Here is a 13,764-nt window from a genome sequence, read left to right on the forward strand (position 1 = left end):
GCCCATGCTCGACCACGTCATCAGGGGCGCGACCGTCGTCGACGGGACCGGTGCGCCGGGTTTCACCGCCGACGTCGGCATACGGGACGGCCGTGTCGCCGTCATCGGGTCGGTCACCGAGGAGGCACGGACCTCCGAGGACGCGCACGGGCTGGTCCTCGCCCCCGGGTTCGTCGACCCGCACACCCACTACGACGCCCAGCTGTTCTGGGACCCGTACGCCACCCCGTCCCTGAACCACGGGGTGACCACGGTCGCGGCCGGGAACTGCGGGTTCACCCTCGCGCCGCTCCACCCCGCCCGCCCCGAGGACGCCGACTACACCCGGCGCATGATGTCCAAGGTCGAGGGGATGTCGCTGGTCGCGCTGGAGGAGGGGGCGCCCTGGAACTGGAGTTCCTTCGGCGAGTACCTGGACGCCCTCGAAGGGCGGATCGCCGTCAACGCGGGCTTCATGGTGGGGCACTGCGCGCTGCGGCGGTACGCGATGGGACCGGACGCGGTGGGCGGACAGCCGGGCCGGGAGCAGCTCGACGCGATCGTACGGCTGCTGCACGAGGCCATGGACGCCGGTGCCTGGGGTTTCTCCACCACCCAGTCGTCCACGCACTCCGACGGGGACGGACAGCCGGTGGCCTCGCGGCACGCCGGGCCCGAGGAGCTGCTCGCCCTGGCGCGGGCCGTCGGGGAACACGAGGGGACGCAGATCGAGGCGATCGTGGCGGGCTGCCTGGACCAGTTCAGCGACGCCGAGATCGACCTGTTCGTGGAGCTGAGCGCGGCCGCGGGACGGCCCCTGAACTGGAACGTCCTGACGATCGACGCGGCCGTGCCCGAGCGGGTGCCCCGGCAGCTGGTGGCGAGCGAGCGGGCCCGCAAGGCCGGCGGCCGGGTGGTCGCCCTCACCATGCCCATCCTCACGCCGATGAACATGTCACTGGGGACCTTCTGCGCCCTCAACCTGATCCCCGGCTGGGGACCGGTCCTCGGTCTGCCCGTGCCCGAGCGCATCGCGAGGCTGCGGGACCCGGCCGTCCGGGCCGAGATGCTGCGGCGGGCCGAGTCGAAGGAGGCGGGCGTCTTCCGGCGGCTCGTGAACTTCGGGCGGTACGTCATCGGCGACACGTACAGCGCGGCGAACGAGGGACTCACCGGGCGGGTCGTCCGGGACATCGCCCGGGAGCGCGGCCAGGACCCCTTCACCACCCTGGTGGAGATCTGCGCGGCCGACGAGCTGCGGACGGTGCTGTGGCCCATGCCCACCGACAACGACCCCGCCTCCTGGGCGCTGCGCGCCGAGACCTGGCAGCACGAGGACGTCCTGCTCGGCGGCTCCGACGCCGGCGCGCACCTGGACCGCATGTGCGGAGCCCCGTACACCACGCGCTTCCTGGGCGACTGTCTGCGCGGGCGGAAGCTGGTGGGTCTGGAACAGGCGGTGAAGATGCTGACCGACGACCCGGCGCGGCTGTTCGGGCTGCGGGAACGGGGCCGGGTCCGGGAGGGCTGGCATGCGGACCTCGTCCTGTTCGACCCGGAGCGCATCGACGCGGGCAAGGCCACCCTGGTGCACGACCTGCCGGGAGACAGCCCGCGGCTGGACTCCAGGGCGGTGGGTGTGCGGGCGGTCTGGGTCAACGGGGTCGCGGCCATCCGGGACGACGTGGTGACCGGTGCCGTGCCGGGCCGGGTGCTGCGGTCGGGGCGGGACACCGAGACGGTGGGCACGCGGTGAGCGGTCAGGGGGGCGAGGGGCAGCGGCTGTTCGTCGGCGGGGCGTGGACCGAGCCGGAGGGCGGTCACTACGAGGTGACCGACCCGGCGACCGAGGAGACCGTCGGCCGGGCGCCGGAGGCCTCCCGGGAGCAGGCCCTTGCTGCCTGCGCGGCGGCCCGGGAGGCCTTCGGTCCGTGGTCCCGTACGGCGCCGGAGGAGCGGGCGGCGGTTCTGGGCAGGGCCGCCGACATCATCCGGAGCCGTCTGGAGCCGTACGCCTCCCTGGCCCGGGCGGAGACCGGCGCCACGACCGGGACGGCCCGCGGGATGCAGGTCGGGGTGGGCGCGGCCCGCTTCCGCCGCTACGCCCGCGTGGAACCGGCCGAGTGGGCGATCCCGCCGCAGATCAACGAGGCGGGGCCGATGGGGAAGGCCGGCGTGATGGGCGCGCTCGCCGTCCGGCAGCCGGTCGGGGTCGTCGCCTGCATCACCTCGTACAACAACCCCTGGGCGAATCCGGCGGGCAAGATCGCCCCCGCGCTCGCCATGGGCAACACGGTGGTCGTGAAACCGGCCCCGCAGGATCCCCTGTCCGTCTACCGGATGGCGGAGGCGCTGGAGGAGGCGGGGGCGCCGCCCGGGGTGGTGAACGTCGTCTGCGGGCAGGCGGTCGCCGTCGGCGAGACCGTCGTGGGGTCGCCGGACGTGGACATGGTGAGCTTCACCGGCTCCACGGCGGTCGGGCAGCGGATCGCCGAGGTGTGCGGGCGGGCGATGAAACGCCAGCTGATGGAGCTGGGCGGCAAGGGCGCGGCGGTCGTCTTCGACGACGCCGACCTCGCGTCGGCGGTGGCCGGGATCGGGACCACCTTCTCCTTCTACAGCGGGCAGATCTGCACGGCCCCGACGCGGGTGCTGGCGCAACGCCGGGTGTACGACCGGCTGGTCGGGGAACTGGCCGGCTACGCGGGCCGGTTGAAGGTGGGCGACCCGCGGGAACGGGACACGGTGGTCGGGCCGGTGATCTCCGCCGCGCACCGGGACCGGGTGGAGTCGTACATCGAACTCGGGCGCAAGGAAGGGGCGGTGGTCCTCGCGCCCGAGGAACGGCGGCTTCCCGAGCGGGGTTTCTACGTCGGTCCGACCGTGCTGGCGGACTGTACGAACGACATGCGGGTGGCCCGGGAGGAGATCTTCGGACCGGTGGTCGTCGTCATCCCCTTCGACGAGGAGGACGAGGGGGTGGCCCTCGCCAACGACAGCGACTACGGACTGATCGACTACGTCTGGTCGGGCGATGTCGCCCGGGCCTTCCGGGTGGCGCGGCGGCTGCGGGCCGGCGGCGTCGGGATCAACACCGTCGGCCGCAACATGGAGGCGCCGTTCGGCGGCTTCAAGAAGAGCGGGGTGGGGCGGGACGTCGGTTCCTACGCGCTCCACGCCTACAGCGAGGTGCAGGCGATCGTCTGGCCCGGGTGAGGTGCCCCGGAACACGTGCGCCGTCCGGCGTCCACCGCTTCCCTGACGCGGTCGCCGGCGCCGGCGTCAGTCCGTGAGATCCACCCGTATCGTCAGCAGCCCCGTCCCCAGGGCCCGTACGGCCGCGCTGTTGGCCCGGGGCAGACTGCGCAGACGGGCGACGGGGTCGTCGTCGGGCAGCAGGTGGGCGGTGCCGTGGTGCCACCGTCCCCCGATGCGCACCCGCACCCGGGGATCGGCCTTGATGTTGCGGACGTACTGGGACCGCTCCCCGAACTCCGAGACCAGCCAGAACGTGTCCCCGATCCGGCGGCCGCCCAGCGGGGTGCGCCGGGGCTCGCCGGAGACCCGGCCGGTGGTCTCCAGGAGAGTGTGGAAGGGCAGGCGGCGCATGAGCGGGTTGGCGACGTACCGCTGGAAGGCGGTGGTCGCGCGGAAGCGGAGGTCGGGGCGGGGCCCGGTGGAGTCGGACATGATCCGTTGTGCCTTCCGGCGGGAGACGGCCAGGGACCTGCCCCACCTTGCCACCGGTGGAGTCGCCGGTGATCGCCGCAGTGGCCCCTTCCTCCCGCCCCGGGCAGGATGGACCGGGCTGAAAGGTGTGAATCCTCCCGAAAGGACCCCGCTCATGAGCGCCGAGACGTCGGAGACCGGGAGACCACCGCGACGGGACCGGACCCGGCCCGGGACGCTGCCCCGGGCCGTCGGCGCGCTCGCCGGACTGGCTCTGGCCGTTGTCGGCACGGCGTCCCTCGTCGCCTGCGGCGGGGACGGCGACGACAACGGAGGCTCCTCGTTCAGCCCCACCCCCACGGCCGCCGGCACCGCGTCCTTCTCCGGCACGCCGCCCTCCGCGCTCGCCTCGCTCGCCGAGTCCGTCGAGGCGTCCGTCCGTGCCTCGGCCTCGGCCGCGGCCTCCTCCGCCTCCGCCCGGGCCTCGGAGTTCGAGGCCTCCGTGTCGGCGGAGGTCGCGCGCGCCAACGCGGCCGCCGAGAAGCAGCTCCAGGACGTCGACGGCCGGGGCAACGCGGTCTCCGCCGTCTCGCTCACCGGGAAGCCGAGATCCGAGACGGGCGGTCTGCTCGCCGTCGTCGTGAACATCACCAACCGCACGGACGGCACCGCGTCCTTCGCGGTCCAGGTCGACTTCCGAGACTCTGACGGCACGGTCGTGGAGACCCGGTTCGTCGGCGCCGAGGACCTCGCGCCGGGCGGCCGGGCCCACCCCCTCGCCATCAGCCGCAAACCCCCCGAGCCCCCGCTCACCGCCGAGATCGCCAAGGCCCAGCGGTACTGAGTCCTCGCGCCACTCCCGCGGACGGCGGGCCGGGACTGTTGCTTGAATGGTGGCCGGCGCGGAGGAGAGCGGGTGCTGCGGATGCGAGTCGTGACCTGGAACCACGTACGGCGAGCGGGGGACGGCCCGGTGGACGGGGTCCGGCCCTCGGACCACGCGGCGGTCGTCGCCGACCTGGCGGAGGGGGCGGAGGGGGCGGCGGAAGGCTCGTCGGAGGGGGAGTGGCCCTCGCGGTGCCGGGTGGGTCGGCCGGGTGGGAGTGGCCCTCGCGGTGCCGGGTGGGTCGGCCGGGTGGGGAGTGGCCCTCGCGGTGCCGGGTGGGTCGGCCGGGTGGGAGTGGCCCTCGCGGTGCCGGGTGAGCCGGACCCGTGACCGCTGCTCGCGACGGACGGCCGTCAGCGCAGTGCGGCCTCGCCCGTGCCGACGGCGCGCAGGGCGCGGTCGACCGTCTGCGTGTTCTCGCCTACCGGGGCCACGTAGTCGAGGACGCCGCGGGCGGCGTCCTCCCCCAGGGTCCGGGTGATGACCCAGGTGGCGAGGTACTGGGACGACAGACAGCCGCCGGCCGTGGCGATGTTCCCCTCGGCGTGGAACGGCGCGTCCAGGACCGGGATGCCGAGGGCTTCGACGAAGGGACGGCTCTTGCGGTCCGTACAGGCGGGCATGCCGTCCAGGAGCCCGAGCCGGGCGAGCACCAGTGCGCCGGAGCACTGCGCGCCGATCAGCTGGCGCGAGGCGTCGAGCGTCAGCCTGGAGATCAGCCGGTCGTCGGCGACGACGTCCCGTGTGCTCACCCCGCTGCCGATCAGCACGACGTCCGCCTCGGTCACGAACTCCAACGGCCGCTGCCCGGTCACCCGGACGCCGTTCATCGAGGTGACCACCGGCGTCGGCGTGGTGACGAAGGCTTCCAGGCCGTCCTTGCGGCACCGGTTGATCAGCGCGGACGCGATGAAGCTGTCGAGCTCGTTGAACCCGTCGAAGGTGATCACGGCTGCCTGCATCACGACTCCTCCCGGCGCGGCGGGCTCCCCGGCCTCCGTGGCACGCCGTGGCGGCCCTCCTTATGGAGTAGCCCACTCGTCACGGGGAGCGGCAAGGGTAGAGAGCATATGTCACCCGAATGAGGGACGCGTTCGCAGCTGCGCATCCAGCGATCGCGCAAGCTGACCCGAGTCCGTTCCGTGCCGGGCCGTGGTGTCGTCTTCGCAACCCATCCGAAGCCGGACCGAGTTGTCCTACGAACCGATTTTCATCAGTACGCCGCCACTGTGCCGTTTTTTCACACCGTGGCGCTCACCTGAACGGCTGATTCTGTGCTGGCGAGCCTTGTCGGCCCATCACTCCGATGGGTTCATTTCTGTGTCCGCATCAGCGGCATTCGAGTCCGCAAACAGACACATGGGCAAGCCTCTGGTCGGGCGGCAGTTGACGCCTGACGGATCGTGATCCCCGACAGGCCCCGCGCACGAGGCCGACGGCTGCAGACCGTCGGCCGGGCATCGGCGCAGGGCCGTCGAGACACCACCTGGCCAGTGGCACGAGAGCAGGCTCGCCCTCACCGGGGACGTACGCGGACCGAACGCCCCATCACTGCTCGGCAATGTACTGCATTGCGAGCGAGGAGGAACCCTCATGCCCATCAGCCCGAACCAAGGATCGAGCGGCGGCGGCACGACCGTCACCATCACCGGCACGAACCTCACCGGCACCACCGCGGTGCGCTTCGGCACGCGGCTCGCGACCAACGTCGTCAACGTCTCGCCCACCCAGGTCACCGCGGTCTCCCCCTCCGGCACCGGAGCGGTCGGGGTCACCGTGACCACCGCGGGAGGGACGAGCAACCCGATCCCGTTCTACTACGTCGGGGCGCCGTTCAAGCAGGCCCTCAGCCCGACCACCGGGTCGACCGCGGGCGGCGAGACCATCACCCTCACCGGCACCGGACTCTCCACCGCCACCAGCGTCGCCTTCGGCGCCAACAGCGTGACGCCCACGGTGGTGTCGGACAGTGTGATCACGGCCGTCGCACCGGCCGGCGCGGCCGGCTCGGTCGGCGTCAGCGTCACCACGGCCGGCGGTACCAACAACGGGCTCTCGTACACCTACGTCGCCGCTCCGACGCTGACGGCGATCGCCCCGACCGAGGGGCCGACCTCCGGAGGCACCTTGGTGACCGTGACCGGCACGGGCTTCACCAGCACCAATCAGGTCACCTTCGACGGCGCTCCGGCGCCGTTCACCGTGCTCTCCGACACCCAGGTGTCGGCCGCCACGCCGGCCGGCGCCGCGGGCACCGTCGACGTGGTCCTGACCAACGACGCGGGCAGCGCGACGCTCACGGACGCGTTCACCTACGTCGCCGGCCCCGGCGTCTGACCACCCCTCAGCGGCCGGCTCTCCCAGGGGCCGGCCCGTCCGGAGCGGACGCGGTGACTCTCGCGGGGCCCGTCCGTCTCCAGCCCCCGGCCCAGGCCCCCCCGGGCCGGGGGCCCTCCGCCCGCGGCCGGCAGGCAGCGGCCGAGGACGACCACCCGATCAGCGCGCTCTTCGGCCTTCCCGGCCCGCCCGACACCCAACGGAGACACCGTGAAAGACAGCTCACCCGCGGAGGCGGTGGTCCGGCCCACCGCCGTGATCGCCGCCGCTCCCGTTCTCACCTCGGTCGTGCCCAGTACGGGCCCCGCCGCAGGCGGCAACAACGTCGTCCTGAACGGCAGTGGATTCGCCGGAGTCACGGCCGTCATGTTCGGCACCAAGACGGCCCTCGGCTACACGGTCGACTCCTCGACGAAGATCACCGCGGTGGCCCCGTCCGGAACCGGGACGGTCGCCGTGACCGTCAAGACGCCCGGCGGAACCAGCAACTCGGTCGCCTACGCCTATGCGCCACTCCCCTCGCTGACCGCCGTGTCGCCGGTCCAGGGGCCGTCCGCGGGCGGGACCGCCGTCGTCCTCACCGGGACCAGCCTGACCGGCGCCACGGCGGTCACCTTCGGCACCACGGCCGCCACCGCCTACACCGTCAACTCCGCCACCCAGATCACCGCCGTCGCCCCGGCGGGAACGGGCGCGGTACCCATCACCGTCACCACACCCGGCGGTACGACCGGGCCCGTCTACTTCTTCTATCTCAACGCCCCCACCGTCACCGCCGTGTCGCCGGTCCAGGGGCCGTCCGCGGGCGGGACCTCCGTCGTCCTCACCGGGGCCGATCTGACCGGCGCCACGGCGGTCACCTTCGGCACCACGGCCGCCACCGGCTTCACCGTCGACTCCGCCACCCAGATCACCGCCGTCGCCCCGCCCGGAGCGGGCTCCGTCCCCGTGACCGTCACCGGCCCCGGCGGCATCAGCAACTCCGTCGTCTACACCTATGTGACCGCACCGGTGCTCGCCTCCCTCGTCCCCGACCAGGGGCCGGCCGGTGCCGGAACCGCTGTCACCCTCACCGGCACCGGCCTGACCACCACGACCGCCGTCCGGTTCGGCGTCGTACCCGCGGCGTTCGCCGTGCTGTCCGACACCAAGGTCGCCGCGACCGCCCCGGCGGGGTCACCCGGCCCGGTCTCCGTCACCGTGACGTCGATCGGCGGCACCAGTAATTCCCTCGTCTACACCCGGGTCGCCTCTCCCGCGATCTAGGGCTGCGGCCCGCCGTTCTTCTTGCCGAAATGCGTGGCCCAAGTGGGTTGACCGTGTCCAAGCCTCCCCGGAATGCGAGGAACCGCGGCGTAGCGTGACGCTCCCGGAGCCGTCATGACGGAATTCCGTCCGGACCGACAAAGGAGTGACTGTGAAACGCTCGCATCACCGAAGAACGTGGAAGACGGCCACCGCCGTGGCGCTGGCCGCGGTCGTGGGGCTCGCCTCACCGGCGGTGGCGGCGCCGACGACGTCGACGACGTCGGTCACGGCGTCACCCGCCGCGGCGTACGCCGGTGCGTACGTGACCCTGAACGTGACCGTGACCTGCGACGGGGACCCGAGTGGAAACCCCCTGGGCGTGACGTTCTTCGACGGAGGCGAGCCGCTGGAGCCGAACGCGGCCGTCGGGCCGGACGGAAAAGCCGTCAAGACGGTGAAGTTCACCACGCCCGGCTCGCACACCGTCACAGCCGCCTACAACGGAAACGACAACTGTTTCGCCTCCAGCGGCAATACCACGGTCGAAATCACCGCACTGCCCACGCCCCCCACGCCTCCCGCGAACGGGTTCTGCTTTCTCGTCTGCGGCCTGTTCGGTTTCTCGGTCGGCAACATCGGCAACCACATCGAAATCCACTGATCCCTGACGGATTCAGTACCATCGACCGGCATGTGTTCCGGGTCTGTTCTCCCGCGAGACGGTGCCGTTTCGGCGCGGGCGCCCCGTTGGCGGTCCGCCGGCTCCCGCGCCGCCCCCCGACCGATGCGCACAGCCGTGGGCCCGCGCGATGCCGACCGGTCGGTATGGACATCCGTGACGCGGCCGGGTAGAGATGGGCACATCACCCGCGACGAAGAGACGTACGCATCGAAGGGCCCGCCATGCGCATCGCCGTCACGATCTTCCTCACCGACGAGACGATCACCCCGACCCGCCTCGCCCGTGAGCTGGAGCAGCGCGGGTTCGCCGGGCTCTACCTGCCCGAGCACACGCACATCCCGGTGGAGCGGACCACCCCGTACCCCGCGGGCGGCGAACTGCCCCGCGAGTACGGCCGTACCCTCGACCCCTTCGTCGCCCTCGGCCAGGCCGCCGCCGTGACGGAGAACCTCGGCCTCGGCACCGGCATCACGCTCGTCGCCCAGCACGACCCGATCGACCTCGCCAAGCAGGTCGCCACCGTCGACCACCTCTCCGGCGGCCGCCTCACCCTCGGCCTCGGCTTCGGGTGGAACGTGGAGGAGGCCGCCGACCACGGGGTCGGATGGCGGTCCCGGCGGGAGCTGGTCCGGGACCGGATGGGCCTCATGCGCGCCCTGTGGAGCGAGGAACCCACCGCGTACGACGGCGAGTACGACTCCGTCCGCGCCAGCTTCGCCCACCCCAAGCCGGTACAGAAGCCACGCGGTCCGGTCGTCGGACCCCGCACCCTGGTCGGCGGCGCCGCCGGGCCGAAGCTGTTCTCCCACATCTGCGAGTACGCCGACGGCTGGCTGCCGATCGGCGGGCGCGGGCTGTCCGAGTCCCTGCCCGTCCTGCGCGCCGCGTGGGCGGACGCCGGGCGCGAGCCGGAGGCGCTCCAGATCGTGCCGTACGCCGTCCACCCGTCCCCGGGCAAGCTCGCCCACTACGCCGACCTCGGCATCGAGGAGGTCGTGCTGCAGCTGCCGCCGGCCGGGGAGAGGGACGTCCTCGCGGTCCTCGACGAGTACAGCCGCTACCTGACCGGCGCCAGTGACACCGTGTAACGACCTCCCACAGGGCCGGACAGGACTCCCTCACCGGCCCTGAGCAGCCCGAACGTATGCTCAAGAAATGACGACTTCCGTGAGCTCCGGAACCGGCACCGGCCCCACCGAGAACTCCATGCGTCGCGCCCTCAAACGCGCCCGGGACGGCGTCGCCCTCGACGTGAGCGAGGCGGCCGTCCTCCTCCAGGCGCGCGGTGAGGCCCTCGACGACCTCGCCGCGTCCGCCGCCCGGGTGCGCGACGCGGGCCTGGAGGCGGCCGGCCGGCCCGGTGTCATCACGTACTCGAAGAGCGTCTTCATCCCCCTCACCCGGCTGTGCCGGGACAAGTGCCACTACTGCACCTTCGTCACCGTTCCCGGCAAGCTGCGCCGCGCCGGGCACGGGATGTTCATGTCCCCGGACGAGGTCCTCGACATCGCCCGCAAGGGCGCCGCCCTCGGCTGCAAGGAAGCCCTCATCACCCTCGGCGACAAGCCCGAGGAGCGCTGGCCCGAGGCGCGCGAGTGGCTCGACGCGCACGGCTACGACGACACCATCGCCTACGTCCGCGCCATCTCCGTCCGCATCCTGGAGGAGACGGGACTGCTGCCGCATCTCAACCCGGGCGTCGTGTCCTGGACCGACTTCCAGCGGCTCAAGCCCGTCGCGCCCAGCATGGGCATGATGCTGGAGACCACCGCCACCCGTCTGTGGTCCGAGCCCGGCGGGCCCCACCACGGCTCCCCGGACAAGGAACCGGCCGTACGGCTGCGCGTCCTGGAGGACGCCGGGCGCTCCTCCGTCCCCTTCACCTCAGGGATCCTCATCGGCATCGGAGAGACGTACGAGGAGCGGGCCGAGTCGCTGTTCGCCCTGCGGAAGGTCTCCCGCGCCTACCACGGCATACAGGAACTGATCATCCAGAACTTCCGCGCCAAGCCGGACACGGCCATGCGCGGCATGCCGGACGCGGAGCTCGACGAGCTGGTGGCGACCGTGGCCGTCGCCCGGCACATCATGGGGCCGGGCGCCTGCCTGCAGGCCCCGCCCAATCTCGTCGACAGCGAGTACGGCCGGCTGATCGGGGCCGGCATCGACGACTGGGGCGGGGTGTCCCCGCTCACGATCGACCACGTCAACCCCGAGCGGCCCTGGCCGCAGATCGAGGAGCTGGCCGGGAAGTCGGCGGCGGCCGGGTTCGAGCTGCGGGAACGGCTGTGTGTGTACCCCGAGTTCGTCACCCGCGGCGAACCCTGGCTGGACCCGCGGCTGCTGCCGCACGTCCGCGCGCTCGCCGACCCGGAGACGGGGCTGGCCCTGCCGGACGCCGCCGTCGAGGGGCGGCCGTGGCAGGAGCCCGAGGAGGTGTTCGTCGCCTCCGGCCGTACGGACCTGCACCACACCATCGACACCGACGGCCGGACCTCCGACCGCCGCGACGACTTCGACGAGGTGTACGGCGACTGGTCCGCGCTGCGGGAGGCGGCCGCCCCCGGCATGGCACCGGAGCGCATCGACACGGACGTACGGGACGCCCTGCGGACGGCGGCCGACGACCCCACCAGGCTCACCGACGCCGAGGCCCTCGCCCTCTTCCACGCCGACGGGCCCGCGCTCGACGCCCTCACCCGGATCGCGGACGACGTCCGCAGGTCGGCGGTCGGCGACGACGTCACCTACATCGTCACCCGGAACATCAACTTCACCAACGTCTGCTACACCGGCTGCCGTTTCTGCGCGTTCGCGCAGCGGCGCACGGACGCCGACGCCTACACCCTCTCCCTGGACCAGGTCGCCGACCGCGCCCAGCAGGCGTGGGAGGTGGGTGCGGTGGAGGTCTGCATGCAGGGCGGCATCCACCCCGACCTGCCGGGCACGGCGTACTTCGACATCGCGCGGGCCGTGAAGTCCCGGGTCCCCGGCATGCACGTGCACGCCTTCTCCCCGATGGAGGTCGTCAACGGCGCCACCCGCACCGGGCTGTCCGTCCGCGAGTGGCTGATCGCGGCCAAGGAGGCCGGTCTGGACTCCATCCCCGGCACCGCCGCCGAGATCCTCGACGACGAGGTCCGCTGGGTCCTGACCAAGGGCAAGCTGCCCACGGCGACCTGGATCGAGGTGATCACGACGGCGCACGAGGTGGGCATCCCGTCGACCTCGACGATGATGTACGGCCATGTCGACCAGCCCCGCCACTGGCTCGGCCATCTGCGCACCCTCGCCGGCATCCAGGAACGCACCGGTGGCTTCACGGAGTTCGTCACCCTGCCCTTCATCCACACCAACGCGCCCGTGTACCTGGCGGGCATCGCCCGCCCCGGCCCCTCCCTGCGGGACAACCGCGCGGTCACGGCGATGGCCCGGCTCCTCCTGCACCCGCACATCCCCAACATCCAGACCAGCTGGGTGAAGCTGGGCACCGAGGGCGCGGCCGAGATGCTGCGCTCCGGCGCGAACGACGTCGGCGGGACGCTGATGGAGGAGACGATCTCCCGTATGGCGGGCTCGTCGTACGGCTCCTACAAGTCCATCAAGGACCTGATCGCGGTCGCGGAGGCGGCGGGCCGTCCGGCCAGGGCCCGGACGACCCTGTACGGGGAGGTGCCGGAGGAACGGCAGCGGGCCGGGCAGGCCTCGGACGGGCATCTGCCGGAGCTGCTGCCCGTCCTGGAGTGAGTACGATGATCCGACCTCCCTTCGGAGGGGAGACCCCATCGGCGGGGTCCCGTAGCTGAGGAGATGCGTGCCCGTGCCTGCCCGACGGCTTCCCTCGTGGGTCTGGGTCACCGGTCTGACGACCGGCGCGATCGCCGCGGTCGCCGTGCTGACGGTGCGGGCCGAACAGGGCCCGCATCCGACGGCGTCGGCGGCCCGCGCGAGCGCGTCGGCGTCCGCCTCGGCCGCGCCCGACGCGAAGGCCTCCGCCTCGCCGAAGGCCTCGGCCTCACCGGCGGCGACGGACGTGCCGAAGGCGTCCGGCACGGGCCGCCGGGTCGTCTACGACCTGTCCGACCACCGGGTCTGGCTGGTCGACGCCGACGACACGGCCCGCCGCACCTTCACGGTCTGGCCGGGCACCGTCGCCCCGGCCCCCGGCACCTACACGATCTCGGTCCGCAAGGACGCGACGACGGGCTCCGACGGCGTCGACATCGAGCACATCATCTACTTCTCCGTCGTCTCCGGCGTGAACATCGCCTTCTCCAACGCCGTCGACGGCTCCTCCCCGCCCCCGGCCGCCTCCGGCACCCGAACCGGTGGCATCCGGATGGCCAAGGCGGACGGGGCGGCGCTGTGGGCCTTCGGCGACCTGGGGACGAAGGTCCGGGTCGTCGCCTAGGACGGTCAGGCGGCCGGCTTCGCGGAGCCGTCCGTGAACGGGAGGTGGTTGACGAGCAGGACGACCCCGCTGAACAGGAAGACGCGCGTCGCCGCCTCCAGTCCGTTCCAGGTGTCCGACTGCCACATCGAGAACCACTCCCCGCCGATCGCGATGAAACCGGCGCCGAACAGCAGCATCAGCATCAGCAGGCCGTACGTGGAGAACGCGCGGGCACGGACGAAGTCCCGGCGCGCCCACCACCACGTCCCGGCGGCCAGCACGACCGCGGCGACGGTCTCCCACGCGATGATCGCGACGTACGCCGCGTCCTGCAGCCCCTTGCTGGTCACCGCCCGCCACATCAGGTCGTCGTCCTTGAACGTGTCGTCCATCGCGAGCACATGCCGGACGAACTGCTGGTTCGTCCCGAAGTCCGTGATGTTCCCGAACGCCACGAGCGCTATGTAGAGCGCGACCGTTCCGGTGAGCAGCGTGGCGGTCAGCGGAAGAACGCGCGAGGTCTGTGTGAATCTTGAGGTGGGGGTGGTCATGCCGCTTCCCCTACCCCGC

12 protein-coding genes and 1 pseudogene are annotated in these 13,764 nt (G+C 72.4%); 10 read left to right on the forward strand and 3 right to left on the reverse strand.

Features of this window, described 5'->3' with window-relative positions; all coding sequences use genetic code 11:
- Positions 1-4: 4 nt before the first annotated feature.
- Both ACFY30_RS08890 and ACFY30_RS08895 read left to right on the forward strand, forming a co-directional pair.
- Positions 5-1,735, forward strand: coding sequence for an amidohydrolase family protein (locus ACFY30_RS08890; RefSeq protein ID WP_390844461.1), 1,731 nt, complete (start codon positions 5-7; stop codon positions 1,733-1,735).
- Positions 1,732-3,195, forward strand: a complete 1,464-nt coding sequence (locus ACFY30_RS08895; protein WP_390844462.1) for an aldehyde dehydrogenase family protein — start codon at positions 1,732-1,734, stop codon at positions 3,193-3,195. The genes ACFY30_RS08890 and ACFY30_RS08895 overlap by 4 nt, the downstream gene beginning before the upstream one ends.
- A gap of 66 nt (positions 3,196-3,261) precedes the next feature.
- Here the strand turns inward: ACFY30_RS08895 and ACFY30_RS08900 are convergent, their stop codons facing one another.
- Positions 3,262-3,669, reverse strand: a complete 408-nt coding sequence (locus tag ACFY30_RS08900) for a nitroreductase family deazaflavin-dependent oxidoreductase (RefSeq protein WP_390844463.1) — start codon at positions 3,667-3,669, stop codon at positions 3,262-3,264.
- Positions 3,670-3,823: 154 nt separating this feature from the next.
- On the opposite strand from ACFY30_RS08900, the gene ACFY30_RS08905 reads away from it, so the two are divergent.
- The gene (locus tag ACFY30_RS08905) at positions 3,824-4,492 is read left to right on the forward strand and encodes a hypothetical protein (protein WP_390844464.1); all 669 of its coding nucleotides are present in this window, start codon (positions 3,824-3,826) and stop codon (positions 4,490-4,492) included.
- 105 nt (positions 4,493-4,597) lie between these two features.
- Positions 4,598-4,684: pseudogene (locus ACFY30_RS08910) on the forward strand (endonuclease); the annotation flags it as partial.
- A 203-nt stretch (positions 4,685-4,887) separates the two neighbouring features.
- Here the strand turns inward: ACFY30_RS08910 and ACFY30_RS08915 are convergent.
- On the reverse strand, positions 4,888-5,496 hold the full coding sequence (locus ACFY30_RS08915; RefSeq protein ID WP_390844465.1) for a DJ-1/PfpI family protein: 609 nt from the start codon (positions 5,494-5,496) through the stop codon (positions 4,888-4,890).
- A 631-nt stretch (positions 5,497-6,127) separates the two neighbouring features.
- Between ACFY30_RS08915 and ACFY30_RS08920 the strand changes: the two genes are divergently transcribed.
- The 6 genes from ACFY30_RS08920 to ACFY30_RS08945 all read left to right on the forward strand — a co-directional run bounded on the left by ACFY30_RS08920 (position 6,128) and on the right by ACFY30_RS08945 (position 13,212).
- The gene (locus ACFY30_RS08920) at positions 6,128-6,871 is read left to right on the forward strand and encodes an IPT/TIG domain-containing protein (protein WP_390844466.1); all 744 of its coding nucleotides are present in this window, start codon (positions 6,128-6,130) and stop codon (positions 6,869-6,871) included.
- 210 nt (positions 6,872-7,081) lie between these two features.
- Positions 7,082-8,137, forward strand: coding sequence for an IPT/TIG domain-containing protein (locus ACFY30_RS08925; protein ID WP_390844467.1), 1,056 nt, complete (start codon positions 7,082-7,084; stop codon positions 8,135-8,137).
- A gap of 322 nt (positions 8,138-8,459) precedes the next feature.
- On the forward strand, positions 8,460-8,780 hold the full coding sequence (locus ACFY30_RS08930) for an Ig-like domain-containing protein (RefSeq protein WP_390844729.1): 321 nt from the start codon (positions 8,460-8,462) through the stop codon (positions 8,778-8,780).
- Between the two features lie 242 nt (positions 8,781-9,022).
- On the forward strand, positions 9,023-9,889 hold the full coding sequence (locus ACFY30_RS08935) for an LLM class F420-dependent oxidoreductase (protein WP_390844468.1): 867 nt from the start codon (positions 9,023-9,025) through the stop codon (positions 9,887-9,889).
- 67 nt (positions 9,890-9,956) lie between these two features.
- Positions 9,957-12,548: a bifunctional FO biosynthesis protein CofGH gene (locus tag ACFY30_RS08940; protein WP_390844469.1), complete on the forward strand. Its 2,592-nt coding sequence runs from the start codon at positions 9,957-9,959 to the stop codon at positions 12,546-12,548.
- Positions 12,549-12,615: 67 nt separating this feature from the next.
- A complete protein-coding gene (locus ACFY30_RS08945) occupies positions 12,616-13,212 on the forward strand; it encodes a L,D-transpeptidase (protein ID WP_390844470.1) in 597 nt (198 codons plus the stop codon).
- A 5-nt stretch (positions 13,213-13,217) separates the two neighbouring features.
- Here ACFY30_RS08945 and ACFY30_RS08950 read toward each other — a convergent pair whose 3' ends face one another.
- Positions 13,218-13,745: a DUF2165 domain-containing protein gene (locus tag ACFY30_RS08950; RefSeq protein ID WP_390844471.1), complete on the reverse strand. Its 528-nt coding sequence runs from the start codon at positions 13,743-13,745 to the stop codon at positions 13,218-13,220.
- Between the last annotated feature and the right edge of the window lie 19 nt (positions 13,746-13,764).

It is taken from the genome of Streptomyces sp. NPDC000345 (assembly GCF_042898825.1).
Lineage (GTDB): Bacteria > Actinomycetota > Actinomycetes > Streptomycetales > Streptomycetaceae > Streptomyces.